The organism is Malaciobacter canalis (assembly GCF_008000835.1).
GTDB lineage: Bacteria > Campylobacterota > Campylobacteria > Campylobacterales > Arcobacteraceae > Malaciobacter > Malaciobacter canalis.
The window spans coordinates 54,203-76,159 of the sequence record NZ_CP042812.1; the positions used below are offsets into that span (position 1 = coordinate 54,203).

At 27.4% G+C, this 21,957-nt stretch carries 21 protein-coding genes; 12 read left to right on the forward strand and 9 right to left on the reverse strand.

Annotated elements, in window-relative coordinates:
* The first annotated feature begins 6 nt into the window (after positions 1–6).
* From hemJ to ACAN_RS00285, 5 genes are all read left to right on the forward strand, one after another.
* Entirely contained in the window at positions 7–528 is a 522-nt protein-coding gene (gene hemJ, locus ACAN_RS00265; protein ID WP_191287727.1) for a protoporphyrinogen oxidase HemJ, read from the forward strand.
* Entirely contained in the window at positions 525–1,934 is a 1,410-nt protein-coding gene (locus ACAN_RS00270; protein ID WP_228150643.1) for a PhoH family protein, read from the forward strand. Before hemJ ends, ACAN_RS00270 begins: the two co-directional genes overlap by 4 nt.
* A gap of 68 nt (positions 1,935–2,002) precedes the next feature.
* Positions 2,003–2,929, forward strand: a complete 927-nt coding sequence (locus ACAN_RS00275) for a D-2-hydroxyacid dehydrogenase (protein ID WP_099334609.1) — start codon at positions 2,003–2,005, stop codon at positions 2,927–2,929.
* A 29-nt stretch (positions 2,930–2,958) separates the two neighbouring features.
* Positions 2,959–3,438: a hypothetical protein gene (locus tag ACAN_RS13935; protein WP_170233018.1), complete on the forward strand. Its 480-nt coding sequence runs from the start codon at positions 2,959–2,961 to the stop codon at positions 3,436–3,438.
* A gap of 115 nt (positions 3,439–3,553) precedes the next feature.
* Positions 3,554–5,371 carry a methyl-accepting chemotaxis protein gene (locus ACAN_RS00285; protein ID WP_099334610.1) on the forward strand — a complete coding sequence of 606 codons (1,818 nt, stop codon included), beginning with the start codon at positions 3,554–3,556 and terminating at the stop codon, positions 5,369–5,371.
* 59 nt (positions 5,372–5,430) lie between these two features.
* Here ACAN_RS00285 and ACAN_RS00290 read toward each other — a convergent pair whose 3' ends face one another.
* The 6 genes from ACAN_RS00290 to ACAN_RS00315 all read right to left on the reverse strand — a co-directional run bounded on the left by ACAN_RS00290 (position 5,431) and on the right by ACAN_RS00315 (position 11,885).
* Positions 5,431–6,498 (reverse strand): TRAP transporter substrate-binding protein, encoded by a 1,068-nt coding sequence (locus tag ACAN_RS00290; RefSeq protein WP_099334611.1) that lies wholly within the window; start codon positions 6,496–6,498, stop codon positions 5,431–5,433.
* Positions 6,499–6,516: 18 nt separating this feature from the next.
* Entirely contained in the window at positions 6,517–7,140 is a 624-nt protein-coding gene (gene bluB, locus ACAN_RS00295) for a 5,6-dimethylbenzimidazole synthase (protein ID WP_099334612.1), read from the reverse strand.
* Entirely contained in the window at positions 7,140–7,442 is a 303-nt protein-coding gene (locus ACAN_RS00300; RefSeq protein ID WP_079578104.1) for a hypothetical protein, read from the reverse strand. The genes bluB and ACAN_RS00300 overlap by 1 nt, the downstream gene beginning before the upstream one ends.
* A gap of 62 nt (positions 7,443–7,504) precedes the next feature.
* Complete coding sequence (gene asnB / locus ACAN_RS00305) at positions 7,505–9,283, reverse strand: asparagine synthase (glutamine-hydrolyzing) (protein WP_099334613.1); 1,779 nt, start codon at positions 9,281–9,283, stop codon at positions 7,505–7,507.
* Complete coding sequence (locus ACAN_RS00310; protein ID WP_322863399.1) at positions 9,283–10,206, reverse strand: AEC family transporter; 924 nt, start codon at positions 10,204–10,206, stop codon at positions 9,283–9,285. The genes asnB and ACAN_RS00310 overlap by 1 nt, the downstream gene beginning before the upstream one ends.
* Positions 10,207–10,304: 98 nt before the next feature.
* Positions 10,305–11,885, reverse strand: a complete 1,581-nt coding sequence (locus ACAN_RS00315) for an inorganic phosphate transporter (protein WP_099334615.1) — start codon at positions 11,883–11,885, stop codon at positions 10,305–10,307.
* A gap of 259 nt (positions 11,886–12,144) precedes the next feature.
* On the opposite strand from ACAN_RS00315, the gene ACAN_RS00320 reads away from it, so the two are divergent.
* Entirely contained in the window at positions 12,145–12,363 is a 219-nt protein-coding gene (locus ACAN_RS00320) for a hypothetical protein (RefSeq protein ID WP_079578108.1), read from the forward strand.
* A 23-nt stretch (positions 12,364–12,386) separates the two neighbouring features.
* Here ACAN_RS00320 and ACAN_RS00325 read toward each other — a convergent pair whose 3' ends face one another.
* From ACAN_RS00325 to accB, 3 genes are all read right to left on the reverse strand, one after another.
* Entirely contained in the window at positions 12,387–13,850 is a 1,464-nt protein-coding gene (locus ACAN_RS00325; RefSeq protein ID WP_099334616.1) for a DEAD/DEAH box helicase, read from the reverse strand.
* Positions 13,851–14,068: 218 nt separating this feature from the next.
* Positions 14,069–15,409: an acetyl-CoA carboxylase biotin carboxylase subunit gene (locus tag ACAN_RS00330; RefSeq protein WP_099334617.1), complete on the reverse strand. Its 1,341-nt coding sequence runs from the start codon at positions 15,407–15,409 to the stop codon at positions 14,069–14,071.
* Positions 15,410–15,421: 12 nt separating this feature from the next.
* The gene (gene accB, locus ACAN_RS00335; RefSeq protein ID WP_079578111.1) at positions 15,422–15,886 is read right to left on the reverse strand and encodes an acetyl-CoA carboxylase biotin carboxyl carrier protein; all 465 of its coding nucleotides are present in this window, start codon (positions 15,884–15,886) and stop codon (positions 15,422–15,424) included.
* 77 nt (positions 15,887–15,963) lie between these two features.
* On the opposite strand from accB, the gene ACAN_RS00340 reads away from it, so the two are divergent.
* The 6 genes from ACAN_RS00340 to ACAN_RS00365 all read left to right on the forward strand — a co-directional run bounded on the left by ACAN_RS00340 (position 15,964) and on the right by ACAN_RS00365 (position 21,955).
* Positions 15,964–16,407: a deoxycytidylate deaminase gene (locus tag ACAN_RS00340; RefSeq protein ID WP_079578112.1), complete on the forward strand. Its 444-nt coding sequence runs from the start codon at positions 15,964–15,966 to the stop codon at positions 16,405–16,407.
* Positions 16,398–16,961 (forward strand): class I SAM-dependent methyltransferase, encoded by a 564-nt coding sequence (locus ACAN_RS00345; RefSeq protein WP_099334618.1) that lies wholly within the window; start codon positions 16,398–16,400, stop codon positions 16,959–16,961. Before ACAN_RS00340 ends, ACAN_RS00345 begins: the two co-directional genes overlap by 10 nt.
* A gap of 81 nt (positions 16,962–17,042) precedes the next feature.
* Complete coding sequence (locus ACAN_RS00350) at positions 17,043–17,789, forward strand: (Fe-S)-binding protein (RefSeq protein ID WP_079578114.1); 747 nt, start codon at positions 17,043–17,045, stop codon at positions 17,787–17,789.
* Positions 17,782–19,158: a lactate utilization protein B gene (locus tag ACAN_RS00355; protein ID WP_099334619.1), complete on the forward strand. Its 1,377-nt coding sequence runs from the start codon at positions 17,782–17,784 to the stop codon at positions 19,156–19,158. Before ACAN_RS00350 ends, ACAN_RS00355 begins: the two co-directional genes overlap by 8 nt.
* Positions 19,148–19,732, forward strand: a complete 585-nt coding sequence (locus ACAN_RS00360; RefSeq protein WP_099334620.1) for a LutC/YkgG family protein — start codon at positions 19,148–19,150, stop codon at positions 19,730–19,732. The genes ACAN_RS00355 and ACAN_RS00360 overlap by 11 nt, the downstream gene beginning before the upstream one ends.
* Positions 19,733–19,762: 30 nt before the next feature.
* The gene (locus ACAN_RS00365) at positions 19,763–21,955 is read left to right on the forward strand and encodes an ABC transporter substrate binding protein (protein WP_099334621.1); all 2,193 of its coding nucleotides are present in this window, start codon (positions 19,763–19,765) and stop codon (positions 21,953–21,955) included.
* Positions 21,956–21,957: the final 2 nt, after the last annotated feature.

The following is a 21,957-nucleotide window of genomic DNA, read 5'->3' on the forward strand; positions in this document are numbered from 1 at the left end:
TTTTTAATGCAATACTATTTATGGATAGTAATATTTCATATTATGGCAATGATGTCATGGATGGCAATGCTTTTTTATCAGCCAAGATTGTATGTATATCATACAGAACATAAAAATAAACCAGACTTTGTTGAAGTTGTAAAAATCCAAGAGTATAAAATGTATAAGTATATTGGTCTTCCTGCTATGTGGGCTACAGTAATAAGTGGTCTACTTATGATATATTTAAGACCAGAGATGCTTGATTTTAATGATCCATGGCTTTTTGCGAAGCTGTTTTTTGCTGGACTTTTAGTAGCATACTCTTTTTCAATGGAGTATTTTAGAAAAAGATTAGAAAAAGGAATATATCCAAAAAGTGGTAATTTCTTTAGAGCATATAATGAAGTACCAACTGTACTTTCTATTTTAATAGTAGGATATGTAGTAGTAAAAACTTTTTCTTTACTATTTACTCTTATTACCCTACTTTTTGGTGCTTTTATCATATTTAAAGTATTAAGACAAAAACCAAAAGATGAAGCATGATGTTTGAAAAAGTTTATACCTTAGATACTAATATTTTACTTGAAGATGCAAAAAATATCTTCAAGTTAAGTGATGAAAATAAGAATTTAATAGTTCTTCCTGAAACAGTTTTAGATGAGATTGATTCTAAAAAGAGTGGATTTGATGAGATTAACTTCCAAGCAAGAGAGTTTGCAAGAGTTTTAGAAAATTCACAAATTATCCAAAGCAAAAAAGTAGCAGATTTTAAAATTGTTACAATTAAAGTTTTTGATATATTTGAAGCAACTATTGATGTTATTTCAAAAGAAGAGTATTCAATAAATATAAAAAATGTTGCACCAAATATCATAAATGATAGAAAAATTCTTGAAGTTGCTAAATTTGTAGAGAGCCATTATACATGTGAGTCTGCTTTTTTATCTTTAGATATTATGGCAAGAACAAGAGCTGTTTCTATGGATATTAAGACTGATTCTTTACTTGGAACTAGTGAAAAAGAGTTTGATTATGAATTTATAAAAACAATTACAATAAAATTTGAACAGCTAGAAACCATTAATAACTCCTCTATTTTTGATTATGATGAAGAACATAAAGTACACAATTTTGCTTATTGTTTTAAAGTTAAAGGTTCAGATCAAGTACTATTGGCTTGTATTCAAAATAAAAAAATCATTATATTAGATGAGACAGAAATAAGAAATCAAATAATTACACCTTTAAATAAAGAACAATTATTTTTCTCAAATGCAATATTAAAACATTACTTTAATGTTTTAATAGTTGAGGCAAAAGCAGGAAGTGGTAAAACTTTGTTAGCATTAAGTGGTGCATTAAAGCTAGTTAGACAAAAATATTTTCAAAGAATAATATATATTAGAAATTCAATTGAGTCATTAGATAAAGGCGAAGATATTGGTTATTTACCAGGTTTTGAAGAAAAGTTTAAAATATATAATCATCCTTTAATGGATAGTTTAGATTATATTATAAGAAGTGAACACAAAAAGAAATCAAATAAAAAGAATTTTCAGTATGATGAGCTTGATGATGTAGAGGTAAATGCACGAATTGAACAACTTATTCAAAATTATAGTATTGAGACTATGTGGGTAGGTGAAATGAGAGGTAGAACCTTATCAAATGCATTTGTTATAATTGATGAAGCTCAGAATATGTCAAATAAAACCATGCAAATGGTGCTTTCAAGAGTCGATAATAGCTGTAAAGTTGTAATCTTAGGAAGTAATAAGCAAATTGACAATTTTTATGTAAACAAGCATACAAATGCACTTACAACACTTTTAAAATCTACTAAAAATGAAAGTGATTTAGTAAAACCTTTTGCTATAAAATTAGAAAAAGTTCTAAGAGGTCCAATTACTGAATGGGCTGAACAAATTTTTAGTTCTAAACACAAATAAATCATTTTAAATTATATTTAGCAATATTTAGATACCTTTACATAATAAAATATGTAAAGGTGTACACAATGAAAATAGTATTTTTAGATAGAGCTACATTAGGTTTTGACATATCATTAGATGAGTTTAATAAGTTTGGTGAAGTAGTAGTTTATGATACTACAAAACCAACTGAAACACTAAGTAGAGTAAAAGATGCGGATATTGTTATTACAAATAAAGTTGTAATAGATAAAGAAATAATGGACAACTCAACTCTTAAGTTAGTTTGTATTGCAGCAACAGGAATGAACAATGTTGACCTAGAATACGCTAAAGTTAAAGGAATTGAAGTTAAAAATGTTGCAGGATATTCAACTGATAGTGTAACACAATTAACATTTTCTTATGTATTTCATTTTATACAACAATTAAATTACTACACTTCATATGTAAATAAAGGAAATTGGGAAAAGTCAGATATTTTCACACATATAGACAAACCATTTTATGAATTAAAAGACAAAAATTGGGGAATAATTGGATTAGGTAATATTGGAGAAAATGTTGCAAAAATAGCAAAATCTTTTTCTTGTAATGTAAGTTATTATTCAACAAGTGGTAAGAATAATAATACAAACTATGAAAGTAAAAGTTTAGACTCTTTGCTTAAAGAATCTGATATTATTTCTATTCATTGTCCTTTAAATGAAACAACTACTAATTTGCTTAATAAATCAAATTTAAATTTGATTAAAGATGGTGCAATACTAATGAATTTAGGTAGAGGTGGAATAATAAATGAAGCTGACCTTGCAAATATAATTGATTCAAAAGAACTATATTGTGGTATTGATGTAGTATCAAAAGAACCTATAGAAGAAGACTCACCCTTATTAAAAGTAGAAAATAAAAACAGACTAGCATTAACTCCACATATTGGATGGGCATCAATTGAAGCTAGAAAAAGACTTGTTGATATGATTATTAATAACATATCTGAATACATAAAATAATACATATTTTAATTTGTATCGGAGTATAAATGAATTATTTACAATATACATCTAAAGAGATGTTCTCTTCAACTGAGTTAATAAGAAAAAGTAAAATGATATTTGAAAAAATAAATAAACATGAAATTGAAAAGGCAATAATTCTAAGAGATGGAAAGCCAAGTTTTATGTTGCTTGATTTTGAAACTTATGAAAAGTTAATGCAAGAGTACATGCAGTTGAAAACTACAAGCAAAGAAAAAATTATGCCTAAAATTGATAAAGAAGTAGAAAGTAATAGTGAAACTAAAGCTCCTTCTGAAACTAAAATTCATAAAATAACAAATAATCCAAAAACATCAATAGAAGAAATTGATGAAAATGAACTAAAAAAAGCATTTGAAGATATTGATAATATAAACTTTAGTAATTCTTTAGATAATGATACTCAAGATGTACTTGAAGAAGTCTATATTGAAGAGCGACCTATTGAAAAAAATGATGAATCACTAAAAGATTTTTGGGATTAATTTATTAAATATTGAAAGTTTATTACAAGCACTTAGATTAAAATAATAATATAAAGTTATATTTTAAGTATAATTTTAGTATTATAAATACTTATATTAAACCATAAGGATAGTCATGCTAAATAAACTTTCAATAATGCTAAAGCTTAAACTAAATAGTGCACTAATAATATTTAGTTTATTAATAGCAGGTGTTATTATTTATAACATATTGAACTCTTTATCAAGGGAGTATATAAACTCATTAGCTATTGCAAAACAAAATGAAACTTTAAATGCAATATATATTAATGGACTTTTATATAATTCATCTTCTGGCGTAGTTTTTCAAAACCCAAACTCAAAAAAAGCAAAAAATACTATGCAAAATGCAATTAAAAATACGCAAAAAGCTGCAAATGAGTTCAAAAAAATAAATAACTCATTGTACATGGAGTTTGAACAAAAAGTAATTGATTTTTTACTTATATCAAAGACTTTAAATAAAAAAGTAATTGATAATCATGCATTAGAAAAAGATGATATGAAAAAATCTCTTAAAGCATGGAGAAACTTAAAGTTTACTATTATTGATATATTAAAGATAATCAAAAAAAATTCTGACATGGCACAAAAGAATTTTCATAATACAATAAAACAATCAATAATAACTGTAATTGTATTAATGTCAATTTTTTCTATAATAATACTTATATTTAATATTCTTCTTTCAAAAAGCATTATATCTCCACTAGAAATATTAAAAGATGCTATGAAGAAGCTTACAGATTCATCTAACAAAGATATTAAAATAGAGATAAAAACAAAAGATGAAACAGCCCAAATTGCAAAATATTTCAATGAATATATTAGTAAAATAGAAAAAGATCATCTTGAAGATACTTTAGTTATAAATGATGTAAATCATGTAGTAAATGAGATAAAAAAAGGTAATTTAAGCACAAGAGTTACAAAGACAAGTTCAAGTAAATCTGTAAAAGAGTTAGTAAATGCATTAAATAGCATGCTAGATACTTTAGCTGATATAATAGAACATGCCTCTATAACGCTTAATAAATATAAGCAAGAAGATTTTACTCAAAAAACATCAATTAACGCACAAGGTGAAATCCAAAGCTTATTAAATGGTATTGATTCATTAGGAGAATCTATTTCAAAGATGCTAGTTGAAAGTACAAAAAGAGGAGTTGAATTAAAAAATAGTTCAGATGACTTATTAAAAAATGTGGATGTATTAAATGAAAGCTCAATACAAACAGCAACAAATCTTGAAGAAACAACTGCTGCATTAGAGCAAATCACTTCTAATGTAAAAAATAATACACAAAAAATGAATGATATGACAAATTTAGCTAGAAAAGTAAGCTTATCTACGAAAGATGGTAAAGAGCTTGCTTTAAAAACAAGTATATCAATGGATGAAATTAATGAGCAAGTTAATTTAATAAATAACTCAATTACAGTAATTGACCAAATTGCTTTTCAAACAAATATATTATCATTAAATGCAGCAGTAGAAGCAGCAACTGCAGGAGAGCTAGGTAAAGGTTTTGCAGTAGTTGCAGGTGAAGTTAGAAACTTAGCAACAAGATCAGCACAAGCAGCAAAAGAGATAAAAGCATTAGTAGAACATGCAACAATTAAAGCAAATGATGGGAAAGAGATTTCAAGTAACATGATAAACGGATATGAGAGTTTAAATGACAATATTGAGCAAACTTTAAATATTATTGAAGATGTTTCTACTTCAAGTAAAGAACAAGAAAGAGGTATTATTCAAATAAATAATGTAATAAATGAACTTGATCAAAAGACACAAAAAAATGCAACTATTGCCTCACAAGTACAAGAAATAGCAATTTTTTCTGAAAAGTTAGCAACTACAATAGTTTATGAAACTAAAAGTAAAAATTTTATAGGTAAAAATAAGTAGTAAGCTAAAAATAGAATTTATATCAAAGCCCAATAAATGTAAATTGGGCTTAAAATAAGTTATATGTTATCTTTTATGTATTGATAATCAGAAATAATTGTCCACTCTCTAATAGTTTTCATATAATCTTCTTGTGATTTAAAAATCTCTTTTAAAAGAGGTGATTTTTCTGCCATACTTTTTCTTAGCTTTTTATTTGCATCTTTTAATAGTTGCTTTACATCTTCTGGAAAGCTTTTGACTTTTATTTGAGGATGCTCTTTTTTCATTTTTTGCCAAGCTTTTGCATTCATATCATAATTTTGAATATACATATCATAAGCTGCAAGCTTAAATGCTAAGACTAAAACCTCTTGTAAGTTTTTTGGTAGTTTTTTATAAGCTCTTTTATTAACAATAAATTGTAATTCAGAAGCTGGTTCATGCCAACCTGTATAATAATACTTGGCAACTTTATGAAATCCCATATTAATATCCATTGATGGACCAACCCACTCTAATGCATCAATTGTATTTCTTTCAAAAGCTGTATAAAGTTCACCTGGTGCAATATTTGTAACTAAAGCCCCTGCTTTTGCCATAATTTCTCCTGCAAAGCCTGGAATTCTAATTTTAAGACCTTTTAAATCTTCTACAGATTTAATCTCTTTTTTAAACCAACCTCCCATTTGAACACCTGTATTTCCACCTGGAAAAGATAATACTTTATGAATCTTGTAAGTTTTTTGCATTAGTTCTAATCCACCACCATGATAAAACCAAGCATACTGTTCAGCAGCTGTCATTCCAAATGGCATTGAAGTAAAAGGTAAAGTATTTATATCTTTACCCTTCCAATAGTATGAAGCACTATGTCCAATATCATACTGCCCTGCTTTAACCATATCTAAAATGCCCAAAGGCGATTTATGCTTATTTGCACTATCAACTCTAATATCAAGTTGACCATTTGACATAATTTTTGCTAAATTAGCCATTTTAATTGAAGTATCAATTAAAGGGCTTGCAGTCTTACCCCAAGTGGTAGCCATTTTAAGTTTATAAACTTTTTGTTTTGCAAATACTGTTGTACTCATTGCTATAAGTAAAACAGATATTACACCTAATTTTCCAATTAATTTTTTCATTTTTCTCCCTTAAAAAAATTATTTTAGAATAGACTCTTTTAGACTTTTTTTCTTTTCCCATCCTATGGTTTTAAGTTCTGGCTCTTTTAAAAAATCCTTTGTATATCCAATACATAAATAGCCAATTAGTTTATACTCTTTTGAAACATTTAGTAGTTTTCTTATTTTCTTTGGCTTTACAATAGATACCCAACCAAGACCTAAGTTTAAAGCCCTAGCTGTTAACCACATATTGCATATAGCACAAACAACAGAGTACTCACCACTTTTTTTCATATATGTTTGACCAAGTATTTCTTTTTTAGGTTTTTTATAAAAAACTGCAATATTTATAGGTGATTCTTTTATTCCCTCAAGTTTTAGTTTTTTATAAAGTGGTCTATTTTCAAACTTTTTAAAGCTTTTTTTGTAACTTGTTTCAAATTGATTATATACTTTATCTTTAAGGTTTTTATCTTCAATAATTTTAAAGTACCAAGGCTGTGAATAGCCAACAGATGGTGCTTTTAAAGCAGATTCTAAAATAATATTTAATTTTTTATTAGATACTTTTTTATTTATAAAATTATTACCTCTAACATCTCTTCTTGAGCTAATAATCTTATTTAGAGTATTTAAATCTTTTTTATTAAACCTTAACATTAATATTTAATAGGTTTTAGTTTATTAAGTAAAAAAGATTCAATAATTTCATCAATACTTTTTTGAGTATCCACACTTAAAACAGATATGTTTTTTTGTTTAAAATCAACTATATAATCAGTCTCATTTATTACAATAATGTGATCAATCCAGCAATTTGCTTCTTTTCTATCTTTAAAAAAGTCGCAGTTTACTATTCTTCCCTCATCAAGATCAATATAAGCCCAATATTTAGAATCTTCAATGGCACTTATAATAGCTTCATGTCTTTTGTTACAATCTACTGGAATTAGTATATTCATTTTTTCCCTCGCATAGTTTAGCTTCTAAAATCATATCCAATAATGATTTAAAAATATATGATTTATAAATACTCTTTTTCAAACCATTTTGAAAATATAAATAAAGACCATAAGTGTTGTTTGAACTTTCTATTTTTTGCCAAATCATAAATCTGTTTTATGTACTCATCATTAAAAAGTTCTGTTTGTTTATTTACTCTTAAAATTAGATTTAAAACTTCATCTTTATACTCATTTTGAATCCATTCATTAAAGGGTGAATTAAATCCTTTTTTTGTTCTATTTATGATTGTTTGTGGTATATATTTTGAAGCAATTTTCTTAAGTAAATATTTGTTTGTGTCCCCTACTTTTATATTTGAATCTACACTAAATAAATAGTTTACCAAATTAAAATCTAAAAAGGGAGTTCTAACTTCTAAAGAATTAGCCATAGAAATTCTATCAACTTTACTTAATAAGCCCTGCCCTAGCCAAACTTTTAAATCCGTATAACTCATCCAGTCAACTGGATCTTTTTTTGCTGTTTCACTTTTAAAAGTGGGTACCTTTTTAAATAGCTTTTTTTTCTGAATAGATGTAAATACTTCTCCAAAACCATTATAAAGATTCTCTTTTTTTATAATTCTTCTTAAATACTCACTCTCTTTTGTATTATTTTGTAAAGCAGAGATTATGCTATTTAAAAATTGTGTTTGATTTTTATCTAATGTCTTTTCAAACTCATAATATTTTAAAAACTTTGCATAATTATCATAACCTAAAAATATCTCATCACTACCCTCACCGCTTAAAACAGTTTTTATTCCCATTTGTTTAATTTTCTTTGTTAGTATATACAAAGGAATTGCTGCACTATCTGCGTGAGGTTCTTCTAAAGCTTCTAATGTATCTTCAAAGCTATTTATAAAATCTTTTTGAGAGATAATCAAAGGGTGATGATTTGAGCCTATATGTTTTGCAGTGATATTTGCATACTCTAATTCGCTATAATTTTTGTATTCATCATAGCCTATACTAAATGTATTTATTTTTTTACCAGAAATTTTAGTATATAGTGCAGAAATAAGTGAACTGTCAATACCTCCACTTAAAAGTGAGCCAACTTCTACATCTGATGTTAATCTATCTTCTACACTATTAAATAAAAGCTCTTCTATATCTTTTAAAGCTGTTTGTTCATCTTTTATTTTTTTATATGTATTAATCTTATAATACTTCTTAATTTGTAAATTATCATCTTTTAATAAAAGATAACTTGACGCTTCAAGTTTTTTAATATCTTGATAAAAAGTATTATCATCTAAACTTACGAAATATTGCATATATTGTGATAAAGCAACTTTATTTAATTTTGGTTTTTTATCTAAAAGTTCTAAGATAGCTTTTATTGAAGAAGAGAAAATGAATTTATTATTTGCAAAGTAGTAGAAAAAAGGTTTTTTGCCATATCTATCCCTTGCACAAAAAAAGCTATTTTGCTTTATATCATAAATACAAAAACTAAACATTCCATTTAAGTAGTTTAAAAAATCTTTTTCATATTTTTGATAAAGTCTTATAATAACTTCTGTATCAGATTTGGTTTTACATTTTAAATCATGCTCTTTTATTAACTCTTGATAATTATAAATCTCACCATTAAAAACTATTACAATCTCATCAAAAACCATAGGTTGGTTTGCTTCATTGTCCAAATCAATAATTGAAAGTCTTGTATGGGCAAAAGTATTGTTATTATATGACTTAATAGCTTGAAAATCAGGTCCTCTATTCTCTATATATTTAATTGCATTTTTGAATTTATCATTTGTAAAGTTTGCACCTAATATTCCACACATTAAAAATCTCCTAAGAAATATTTGATTATAAAAATATAAAAATATAAGAGTAAAGAAAAAATAATTGTAGAGACTAATATACTTGCAGTTACATCATAGGGTTTACAGTTATATAAAGCAGCTAAATTAACGTTATTTACAGCAAGAGGTATCATTAGTTGCATTAAGACCACAGAGGCCACATATGAGCTTAAATCGCTTTGTAAAACAAAAAAGACTCCAACAAAGGGAAGTATAAAGTGTTTTACCAAAGAAATATTAAGTGATAGTTTCCAATTCATTGTTCTTATTTTTACTTCACTTAAATATACACCAAATATAATTAATTGAATAACCATCGAAGCATATGCTCCCATTTCAAGAGTTCTTGAAATATCTTTATGAATAGGAACATTAAAATAGTTTATAGCAATAGCAAAAAAAGCAACCCAAAGTCCAGGTAGTTTTAAGATTGAATAGATTGATTTTTTTAGTGTAAAAGAGTCTTTTGCAAAGAAATATATACTAAAAATATAAATAAAAAACATATTTGCAATATTTATAATACTTGTGTAAGGAACAGATTGTTCACCAAATAAAGCAATCCCTAATGGAACACCAATATTTCCAGTATTACCCACTAATGAAACAGCAATAAATATAGTTCTATCTTTTGAATCTGTAAATATTTTTTTTGAGAATATTATTAAGAAGAATACAACACTTAAAACTGCATATAAGTAGATAATTGGTGACATTACAAATGCATAATCAATAGGAGATTTTGTAAGTCCCCAAAATATTAAAATTGGTTGTAAAAAATAAAAAGATAAAATTACATAGCTTTTTTCATCGATTTTTTCTTTAAAACTTTTTTTTAAAATTAGTCCAATTACTATAAAAGAATAAACAGGAAGTACTGAAATTAAAGTTTGAATGAAGATACCTTTATAAAATGATAAGTGTTATTTTATCATAAACAAATAAAAAGTAAAAATATAATTTTTTAGTAGAAGTTATTAGTTTTGGTATATGCCGTAAATTACGACATAATACCTTTTATCATAAAAAATATTGAAGCAGATAAAAGTGCTGCTGCTGGTACTGTTATTATCCATGCAGCAACAATTTTTTTAATTGCATCTCTTTTTACATACTTAACTCTTTTTTTAGCTTTGAAATCTCTTTTTTCAATTCTTACTTGCTCTATTTTTTCTTCAATTAATTTATAAAGTTCAACAACTCTAATATATTCAGATTTACTTTTTTTATCTTTTTCTTCTAAATTTATTAGTTCTGCTTCATATTTATCAAGAATTTTTTTATCTTTTTTTAGTTTTTTTCTAATATCACTTAATATTTTAGATTCGCTTGAATCTAAGAATTCTCTTAAAAATCCTACTCCAAATACACCACCAACTGCAATATGAGTTGAAGATACAGGTAAACCTAATTGACTAGCTATAATAACAGTAATAGCTGCTGCCATTGCAATTGAGAAAGCTCTTACTTGATCTAATTCTGTAATTTCTGAGCCAACAGTTCTTATAATTCTTGGTCCATAAAGGGCTAAGCCCACGGCAATACCTAAAGCACCAACAGCCATAACCCAAAAAGGAATACCAACTTGTGATGAAACAGCTGATTTAATAATTGCATCATTTATAGCAGCTAGTGGTCCAATAGCATTTGCAACATCATTTGCACCATGGGCAAAAGATAAAAGTGCGGCTGAAAAAATTAGTGGTATTGTAAATAGTGAGTTAATTCCAACTCTTGTATTTTCAATTTTTTGTGCAGATTTTTCAATTAGTGGTTTTACTAGAAAAAATACTATAATAGCTATTATTAATCCTACTAAAGTAGCTGTTAAAAAATTAACTTTAATTAAGTGTTTTATTCCCTTTAAAATTAAATATGTAGAAAATGCCCAAGACATAATGGCAATTAAATAAGGCACAAACTTTTTAGCAGAAGTTACCATATCTTTTTGAAACATTATATTCTTTTTAATAAATAGTAAGAATAGTGCTGCAACTACTCCTCCAAAGAGTGGGGATATTATCCAAGAAGCAGCAATTTTAGCCATGGTTCCCCAAGAAACTATGGCAAAACCAGCTGCTGCTATTCCTGCTCCCATAACTCCACCAACAATAGAGTGTGTAGTTGAAACAGGAGCTCCAACAGAAGTTGCAAAGTTTAACCAAAGTGCAGCTGATAGTAGTGCTGCTGTCATTGCCCAAATAAATATTTCAGGATCAGAAATTAAAGCTGGATCAATAATTCCTTTTTTTATTGTTTTTACAACTTCTCCACCAGCAATTAATGCACCTGCTGCTTCAAAAATTGCAGCAATTACAATTGCCCAAAACATTGTTATTGCTTTTGATCCAACTGCTGGACCTACATTATTAGCAACATCATTTGCACCAATATTCATAGCCATATAAGCACCAAAAACAGCTCCAATAATCAAAAATGAATTATTTGGAACATTACCATGTGAGGTATAACTCCATAAAAAGACAACAACTATAAATAGAAGTCCTAATGATAGTTTAGCAAAGCCCGGAAGTGTCTTATCTGTAGCTTTATCCATCTTATTGATAGTTTCAAAGTCCAATGTAACCCTTTATGTAACCATTTTGTAATTTAATTTGTTTAGTATTGTAATGGATAATTCTTTACATAACCTTTAAATAAGCTTAAAAATTATATGGATAAAATATTTATAATATTTAAGTTGTCTATATATTATTCTTTTATAATTTGAAAATTTACTCTATTTTAAATAATAATATAAAATAACCAATTAATGTTTTTTTAAGATTTTATATATATAATGCCAATAAAATATAGATAAAATACACAAAGGAGTAGTTATGTTAAGTATAAGAATTTTGACAAACAACGATATTCCTAAAATTGAAGAAATGAAACAAGATTTCAATATCTTTAGAGTTGTTGATACTAAAAAAGGTAAACTTGAAATGGTTGAGTTTTTCAATAAAGATGGAGTATTTAGAGGTTTTGGTAGAGATACAAAAGCTGCTTATAAAAGAGCAAAAAGAGCTGTAATGAAATACTATAAAAATAAATAAAGAAGAAAATCTTCTTTATTTATTTAGCTTCTTCGTCTTCTATTTGAAGATGATGATGAAGATGAGCTAGAAGATTTATTTCTATTATTTTTAAATCCTCCACTTCTTGGACCCCTTCTTCTTTGTCCGCCTCTTTTATCATTATTTCTACTGCTATTTCTAACAGCACTTTCAATTAGTTTTTCAATATCTTTATGAGATTTTCCAATTGTATTACTTCCTTTTACAGAAGTCGCACTTGTAAGCATTGAAGCTAGTTTAAATGCAATTGTAGAGATATCATACTCTTCTTTTAAGTTTTCAATAATTAATAATGCTGAATCATCAACTTCATGTGCTTTGATTTTTTCAACAAGAGAGTTTGTTTTTTTATCTTTTACAGATTTGATATTTGGAATTGTCTTAGCTTCTAATCTTCCACCTGTAGATTTTTGAATTTTTTGAAGCATTCTAAATTCATGTGGAGTTACAATAGAAACAGCAACACCCTCTTTACCTGCACGACCTGTTCTTCCAATTCTATGAACATAGCTTTCAGAATCAAAAGGTAAATGATAATTAAATACATGAGTTACATCGTTTACATCAAGTCCACGAGCAGCTACATCTGTTGCAATTAAAACATCAAGTCTACCTTTTTTAAAAGCATTAATTGCTTCTTCTCTTTGTCTTTGCTCCATATCTCCATGAAGACCTTTAGCTCCAAAGCCTTGAGATACTAAAAATGTAGAAAGTCTATCTACTTCTTTTTTTGTTCTACAAAAAATGATTGATTTATCAGGATTTTTATAATCATATAATCTAATAAGAGCATCATCTCTTTCATATTCATCAACAACATAAAATGCTTGTTTGATTTTTGAGTTTGTTATTTCACTTGTAGTAACTGTAACAAACTCTGGTTCTTTTAAAATTGTTTTTGCTAATTGCTTAATTGCATTTGGCATAGTTGCAGAAAACATTAATGTTTGTCTTTGCTTTGGCATATAAGTAAAGATCTCTTTAATATCATCTAAAAATCCCATATCAAGCATCTCATCTGCTTCATCAAGGATTACATAATTTGGTTTAATATTGATTTTTTTATCTCTTAATAAATCTAAAAATCTTCCTGGTGTTGCAACTAAAATCGATGCATTTGAAATATGCTTTAATTGTCTGCTATAAGATTGTCCACCATAAACTGTTGCTGTATTTATATCTAAATATTTTCCAAACTTAAATAATTCATCTGAAACTTGCATTGCAAGCTCTCTTGTTGGAACGATAACTACAGCTTCTACTTCTTTATTACATTTCATCATATTTAAAATTGGTAGTCCAAATGCTGCTGTTTTTCCTGTACCTGTGTGGGCTTGACCAACTATGTCTTTACCTTCTAAAATAACAGGAATTGCATCTTTTTGAATTGGACTTGGCTCTTTAAAGCCTGCATCATCAATTGATTTTTGTAAATTTGTTTTGAAATTGAACTCTTGAAAAGTCACTTCTTACCTTCGTATATTTGAATTTAAAATACACTTTATATAACTTCTTTTGTTCTTTTTTAAAAAAATCTATGATAAATAATTGGATGTCAATAATTTAAAATCTCTGAGTTGAAATCAAAGTAAAATAGGTATATAACTGTGTATAATTGTCTGATTATAGCTAAATTTAGATAAATTTAAGCTTTAAAGTAAAAGTAAGGCCTTATGCCCTACTTTTAACCTTTGTAGTTTTCTAAATATTTTGTATCGTAGTTGTTGTTTTTAAAGTCTTCATTTTGCATCATTTTCATATGAAATGGAATAGTAGTTTTAATACCCTCAACTTCAAACTCATTTAATGCTCTTTTCATAATATTGATAGCTTTATCTCTATCTCTTCCCCAAACAATTAGTTTTCCAATCATAGAATCATAATATGGAGGAACATCATAGTTTGTATAAACATGAGAATCAACTCTTACATTTCTTCCACCAGGAACCATCCATTGTTTTACTTTTCCAGGACTTGGTAAGAATGAGATAGGATCTTCTGCTGTTATTCTACACTCAATTGCATGACCTCTAAACTTAATCTCTTCTTGAGGAGGAACTTTTTCACCCTCTGCAACTCTAATCATTAGTTCAACTATATCAATTCCAGAAACCATTTCTGAAACAGGATGTTCTACTTGAAGTCTTGTATTCATTTCCATAAAGTAAAAGTTTTGTTTATCATCTGCTAAGAATTCAAATGTTCCAGCACCCTCATACTCTAAGTATTTTGTAGCTTTTACTGCAACTTCATGAAGCTTTCTTCTTGTTTCATCATTTAATAAAATAGCAGGTGATTCTTCGATAACTTTTTGGTGTCTTCTTTGTAATGAACAATCTCTTTCACCAATATGAATTGCATTTCCATGAGAATCTCCAACAACTTGAACCTCAATATGTCTTGGGTTGTTGATAAATCTTTCTAAATACATAGTTCCATCACCAAAGGCAGCAAGTGCTTCTGATGAAGCTGCCATAAATAGTTGATCAAATTCAGACTCTTCATTTATAAGTCTCATTCCTCTACCACCACCACCAGCAGCAGCTTTAGCCATGATAGGATAACCTATCTCTTTTGCAACTTTTTTACCCTCTTCTAGTGAATGAATAGCACCTTTACTTCCTGGTACAACAGGAACCCCTGCTCTTACCATTTCATCTTTAGCTTTAGATTTATCAGCCATTTTTTCCATTACTTCAACAGATGGACCAATAAATTTAATACCATGTAATCTACAAATTTCAACAAAATCTTGATTTTCTGATAAGAAACCATAACCTGGGAAAATTGCATCACAACCAGTCATCTCAGCAGCTGTGATAATTGCAGGAATATTTAAATATGATTCTTTAGATCTTGCTGGACCAATGCAAACTGCTTCATCTGCGTGCTTTAAGTAAGATGCATTTTTATCCCCTGCACTATAAATTACAACAGATTTTTTTCCCATTTCTCTAATTGTTCTAATTGCTCTTTGAACAATTTCACCTCTATTTGCAATTAAAATTTTCTTTATTTCAGCCATACTAGCTCTTTCTTATAATTTTTCAATTGTAAACAGTGGCATATCAAACTCTACTGGATCAGCATCATTAACTAATACCTCTAAAATTTTACAATCACACTCAGCCTCAACTTCATTCATTATCTTCATTGCCTCTAAAATACATAAAGTATCACCTTTTCTAACTGTATCTCCTGGCTTAACAAATGCAGAAGAATCAGGAGATGGTGCAGCATAAAATGTTCCTACCATTGGTGAATTAATAGTATCAGAGCAAGTTTGAGTACTTTTTTCAGTAGTACAAGAAGTTTCAACTGGTGCACTCACACTTGGTGCAGGAGCAGCAACTTGTTGTGCCATAGGTGCAGAAGCAACTTGAACAGTTCCATCAAAACCTTTACCCATTGAAATTTCAAAATCACTCTCTTTTATTTTTAGTTTATTAAGTTCACTTTTGTCAAATACTTTAATTAATTCTTTTATCTCTTTAAAATCCATGACGTACCTTTTTTATTAATTTTTGCTATAATGTAGCAAAAAAATGATTATAATCCAATTTAATCAATGGAGTTTAAGTGTTAAGTGATAGAAATTTTATAAATATAGCTCATGAAATAGCAAGTGCATCTAAGTGCGTGTCAAAACAAGTAGGTGCAGTAATAGTAAAAGATGGAAGAATTCTTTCAACAGGATATAATGGCACACCAGCAGGATATGTAAATTGTTGCGAACATTGGGATGGTGCATATACAAAAGATCATCATGAATGGTCAAGAACTTATGAAATTCATGCAGAAATGAATGCAATAATTTGGGCAGCAAGAAATGGGATAAGCATTGAAAGTGCCACTATTTATGTAACTTTAGAGCCTTGTGCAGATTGTTCAAAAAATTTAATTGCAAGTGGTATTAAAAGAATAGTTTATGATAAAGCATATGAACATACAAACTCAGATGTTGTAACAAAATTTATAAAAGATAATGGCGTAATAATTGAACAAATAGCTAAATGCGACTAGATAATCATACTTTTTATAAAAAATCAACTTTAAAATATGGAATAACAGCAAGAGGGGTACACTGGAATTCAAAGTTTTCCCAATACTTAAGGTTTGAAGTTTTAACAAAATACTTACAAGATTTGCAAAACTCAACTATAATAGATACAGGTTGTGGTTTTGCAGAATATTTAAACTTTTTAAAAAACAAAAAAATAGATTTTAAAAAATATACTGGTATTGATTGTGAAGAACATATGGTACAAATAAGTAAAAAAAGATTTAAAAATTATGAGTTTTTACTTCTTGATATTTTAAAAGATGATTTACCAAAAGCTGATTATTATATATGTAGTGGAGCTATGAATTTATTGGAATTTGAAGATATGAAAATATTTATACAAAAATGTTTTGATTCAAGTAAAAAAGGGTTTGTTTTTAATTTTTTGAAAGAGTCTAGCTTTACTTATGTAAGTCAAAAAGAGATTTTAAGTTTTTGTAAAACAATTACTACTAAAATAGAGCTTGAAGATACATATTTACACAATGATTGTACCATATACCTTGAAAAATAGCATAGATGTCTTAAAGAAAGAAAATATCATAAGTTTTTCATATATCTAGTGTAAAATTTGTCATAATTAAAAGGAGTTTGCATGAAAATTGGATTATTTATCCCATGTTTTATGAATGAGCTATATCCAGATATATGTATGGCAACACTTAAAATTTTAAAAGATCAAAACTTAGATGTTGATTACCCAATGAGTCAAACATGCTGTGGTCAGCCAATGGCTAATTCAGGATGTTCTAAAGATGTAGAAACACTAGCAAAACAGTTTGTAGAAAATTTCAAAGATTATGATTATATTGTTGCTCCAAGTGGATCATGTGTTTCAATGGTAAAAGAGCATTATGCACCATTTTTTGAAAATAGTAGTGATTATAATAAAGTAAAAACTTCAATATATGAAATTTGTGAATTTTTACATGATATATTAAAAGTTGAAAAATTTGATGTGAGTTTTCCTCATAAAGTAGGTATTCATAACTCATGTCATGGGCATAGAATGCTTAAACTTGGAAGTGCTAGTGAATTAAATATACCTTATCAGTCAAAATTGAAAAATCTTCTATCTTTAGTAAAGGATATTGAAATTGTAAGTTTAAAAAGAGATGATGAGTGCTGTGGATTTGGTGGAACTTTTTGTGTAACAGAAGAAGATATATCTGTTGCTATGGGAAAAGATAGAATTAAAGATCATCTTGATTCTCATGCCAAAGTAATAACAGGAGCTGATATGTCATGTTTAATGCATATGGATGGAATAATTAATAGAGATAATGAAAATATTAAAGTTATGCATATAGTAGAAATACTTGCAGGAGTTAAATATGAGTAATAAACACCCACAAAATGCAAAAGAGTTTGTTGCAAATGATGAAAGAATGCATTGGCATGACCAAGCATTATGGTTTGTAAGAGAAAAAAGAGATACATCTACTAAAACTATTCCTGAATGGGAACAACTAAGAGAGCATGCAAATAGTATAAAAACTCATACAATGGCAAATCTTGATAAATATCTTTTAGAGTTTGAAAAAAATGCAACTGCAAAAGGAATTACTGTTCATTGGGCAAAAGATGCAAAAGAGCATAATGAAATAGTAGAAAAAATCCTAAACCAAAATAGTGTTAAAAAAGTTGTAAAATCAAAATCTATGTTAACAGAAGAGTGCCATTTAAATCCTTATTTAGAGAGTAAAGGATTTGAAGTAGTTGATACAGATTTAGGTGAAAGAATTGTTCAATTAAGAAATGAGCCACCATCACATATCGTACTTCCTGCAATTCATTTAAAAAAGCAAGATGTTTCTGATACATTTCATGAAAAAATGGGAACACAAAAAGGAAATTATGACCCTACTTATTTAACAAGAGCTGCAAGGGCTGATTTAAGACAAAAGTTTTTAGATGCAGATGCTGGAATAACAGGAGTTAATTTTGCAATTGCAAATACAGGCGCAATAGTTGTTTGCACAAATGAAGGTAATGCAGATATGGGTGCAAATTTACCAAAACTTCATATTGCTTCTATGGGAATTGAAAAAGTTATTCCAAGATTAGAAGATTTAGGAGTATTTACAAGATTACTTGCAAGAAGTGCAACAGGTCAAGCAATTACTTCATATACATCACACTTTGCTGGAGCAGTTGAGGGTGGACAAATGCATATCATAATTGTTGATAATAAAAGAACACCTTTTTTACAATCACAAAAGTATCAAAAAGCATTAAACTGTATTAGATGTGGTGCATGTATGAATACTTGTCCTATATACAGAAGAAGTGGAGGACACTCTTATGAGTATGTTATTCCAGGACCAATTGGATCAACTTTAGCAACATTTAGAGATCCTAAAAAACATAAAACACTATCTTTTGCTTGTACACTTTGTGGTTCTTGTTCTCATGTTTGTCCAGTAAAAATTGATTTAGATTCACAATTATATAATCACAGACAAGATTTAACAGCACAAAATATTATAGATCCAAAGAAAAAGTTTGCTATGAAAGCTACATCTTGGCTAATGTCACATCCAACTTTATTTGATATTGCAGGAAAAGTAGCAAGAAAAGTAGTTCCAATACTTCCAAAATCATTTATTTATAATAAAGCAAATGTTTGGGGAAAACAAAGAGATTTACCACAAATGCCAAAAAATAGCTTTAAAGAGTTATATAAAAAAGGATTAGAAGATGACAAGTAAAGAGCAAATCCTATCACAAATTAGACAAAATAATGTAGTTAATGATACAGCTTTACCATCATATGATAATTTTGGAATTATATTTGATGATAAATTTTTAATGTTTTCAAAAATGCTTGAAAATGTAGGTGGGAAAGCTTTAGATATAAAAAAAGAAGAGTTGGATGAGACAATTAAAAAGCTTTATCCAGAAGCAAAAATAGTTGCAACAAATGTGCAAGAGTTTTCTTTGGCAACATTTGATGCAAATGCCCAAGATGATATACATAATTTAAAAGATATTGAATTGTGTGTTGTAAATGGAAATTTTGCAGTTGCAGAAAATGGTGCGGTTTGGTTAAAAAATGAAGAGAATAGACATAGAGGCTTATATTTTATTTCTGAAAATATTGTAATTGTAGTTAAAAAAGAGGATATTTTAAATAATATGCATGAAGCATATGAAAAAATATCTTTTGATAAAGCTGGTTATGGAGTATTTGTAAGTGGACCTTCAAAAACAGCTGATATTGAACAATCTTTAGTAATTGGAGCACATGGACCAAAGTCAGGATATGTAATTTTTATTTCATAATGATATAATATAGGCTTAAAGGATTATATTTTGAAAAAGATATTAGTTTTAAGCCTACTATTTGGTCTATATTTATTTGCACAAGAGCCCTCAAAAGAAGTTTTATTACTTCATTCATATCACAAAGGCTATAAATGGACTGATGATATTTCAAAAGCAGTTGAAAAAAACTTTGAAAAATACTCAAATATAAATCTAACTACCATATACATGGATACTAAAAAAGTATCAAATGATAACTATTTCCAAAAATTATATGAACTTTATAAAGAACAGTTTAAAAATAGAAAATTTGATGTAATAATTGCAAGTGATAATTCTGCATTAGAGTTTTTAGTTGAGTATCAAAAAAAACTATTTCCAAAAACACCAATTTTATTTTGTGGAATAAACTACTTTGATGAAAAACTTATTGATAAAAATGGAATGAGAAAATATATAAGTGGAGTAATTGAACAAGTTGATTTAAAAAAGAATTTTGAATTAATCTCAAAAATACATCCAAAATTAGATAAATTAATAATATTAAATGATAAGTCAAAAACAGGACTTATTATGAAAGATGATTTAGAAAAAATTATTCCTCAATATAATAATAAATTTCAAATAGAGTATATTGATGATATGCAAATGAATGATTTGAAAAAATATGTATCTAGTACAAACAATAATACAGCCTTACTTTTTGTGCTTTTGTTTAAAGATAAAACGGGAAAGTTTTTTACTTATAAAGAGAGTTTAGAGCATATAAAAAGTTTTTCCCATGTTCCAATTTATGGTTTATGGGATTTTTATTTAAATTATGGAGTAATTGGAGGACTTTTAACCTCAGCACAAGCTCAAGGTGATGCAGTTTCTAAAATGGTTTTAGAAGTTTTAAATGGAAAAGAGATAACAAAGATTCCAATACTTAAAAAATCACCAAATGAGTATATTTTTGATTTTAATGAATTAAAAAAATTTAATATAAAAATAGAAAACTATGTTGATGATTTTACTATTGTAAATAAACCTTTCTCTTTTTATAGAAAATATAAAATACTTGTTAATATAACTATTGCAACAATGCTTCTTTTTATAATATTGATTATTTTAATGAAAGCAAATATAAATAGAAGAAAAAAACTTCAAAGGGATTTATCAAATAGATTAGAGTTTGATAAAGTATTACTAGATACCATTCCAAATGCAATCTATTATAAAAATGTTGATGGTAAATTTATAGGCTGTAATTTAGCTTTTGCAAACTTGATGGGATTAACAAAAAATAGTGTAGTTGGAAAAACAGCTTTTGATTTTTTCCCCCATGATATTGCCCTTAAAAATACAAAAATTGATGATAAACTTTTAAAAACCCTAAAAACTGATACTTCTGAAATGGCACTTCATTTTAATAATCAAAAAATAAAATATTTCATTTTAAATAAAGCAGTATATAAAAATATTGATGGAAGAATAGGTGGAATAGTTTGTATAATGGACGATATTACAGAAAGAGTACAACAAAAACAGTTTTTAATTCAGCAAAGTAAATTAGCAGAAATGGGAGATATGGTTGCAGCTATTGCTCACCAATGGAATGAACCATTAGTTGAACTGTCTGCTCAAATACAAGATATACAAACTTCATATTTGTTAGATGAATTAAAAGATTGTCAAGTAGAAGAGTTTGTAAATGATTCAATGGTTCAAATTAAATATATGTCAAGAACACTAAATGATTTTAGAAATTTCTTAAAACCCTCAACTAAAAAAGTAACTTTTCCTATTAAAAAAGCCCTTGATGAAATAAATGAAATAATAGGAAAACAGGTATTTTACTCAAATATAAATATGAAATTTAATTATATAGATGGTGAAGACTTAGTTGTTTATGGATATGAAAATGAGTTTAAACAAGTATTATTAAATTTGATAAATAATGCAAAAACAAAAATACTTGAAAATTTATTGAAAGAAAACATTAAAGGAAATATTATTATAAATATCTCTAAGTCAAAGCAGTATAATAAAATAGAGATAATAGATGATGGTGGAAAAATTGATGAAAAAATAATATCTTCAATATTTGAACCATACTTTACTACAAAAAAAGATGGAACAGGAATAGGACTTTATATGGCAAAAGTAATTGTTGAAGATAAAATGCAAGGTAAGATAAAAGTAAAGAATATAGATAATAAAGTGGTATTTACAATCAAAGTACCTTTTAAAAAGGATTAGAA

Coding starts and splice junctions, on each gene's coding strand:
- hemJ (WP_191287727.1), top strand. CDS start 7: ATGCAATACTATTTATGGATAGTAATATTTCATATTATGGCAATGATG.
- ACAN_RS00270 (WP_228150643.1), top strand. CDS start 525: ATGATGTTTGAAAAAGTTTATACCTTAGATACTAATATTTTACTTGAA.
- ACAN_RS00275 (WP_099334609.1), top strand. CDS start 2,003: ATGAAAATAGTATTTTTAGATAGAGCTACATTAGGTTTTGACATATCA.
- ACAN_RS13935 (WP_170233018.1), top strand. CDS start 2,959: ATGAATTATTTACAATATACATCTAAAGAGATGTTCTCTTCAACTGAG.
- ACAN_RS00285 (WP_099334610.1), top strand. CDS start 3,554: ATGCTAAATAAACTTTCAATAATGCTAAAGCTTAAACTAAATAGTGCA.
- ACAN_RS00290 (WP_099334611.1), bottom strand. CDS start 6,498: ATGAAAAAATTAATTGGAAAATTAGGTGTAATATCTGTTTTACTTATA.
- bluB (WP_099334612.1), bottom strand. CDS start 7,140: ATGTTAAGGTTTAATAAAAAAGATTTAAATACTCTAAATAAGATTATT.
- ACAN_RS00300 (WP_079578104.1), bottom strand. CDS start 7,442: ATGAATATACTAATTCCAGTAGATTGTAACAAAAGACATGAAGCTATT.
- asnB (WP_099334613.1), bottom strand. CDS start 9,283: ATGTGTGGAATATTAGGTGCAAACTTTACAAATGATAAATTCAAAAAT.
- ACAN_RS00320 (WP_079578108.1), top strand. CDS start 12,145: ATGTTAAGTATAAGAATTTTGACAAACAACGATATTCCTAAAATTGAA.
- ACAN_RS00330 (WP_099334617.1), bottom strand. CDS start 15,409: ATGGCTGAAATAAAGAAAATTTTAATTGCAAATAGAGGTGAAATTGTT.
- accB (WP_079578111.1), bottom strand. CDS start 15,886: ATGGATTTTAAAGAGATAAAAGAATTAATTAAAGTATTTGACAAAAGT.
- ACAN_RS00345 (WP_099334618.1), top strand. CDS start 16,398: ATGCGACTAGATAATCATACTTTTTATAAAAAATCAACTTTAAAATAT.
- ACAN_RS00350 (WP_079578114.1), top strand. CDS start 17,043: ATGAAAATTGGATTATTTATCCCATGTTTTATGAATGAGCTATATCCA.
- ACAN_RS00355 (WP_099334619.1), top strand. CDS start 17,782: ATGAGTAATAAACACCCACAAAATGCAAAAGAGTTTGTTGCAAATGAT.
- ACAN_RS00360 (WP_099334620.1), top strand. CDS start 19,148: ATGACAAGTAAAGAGCAAATCCTATCACAAATTAGACAAAATAATGTA.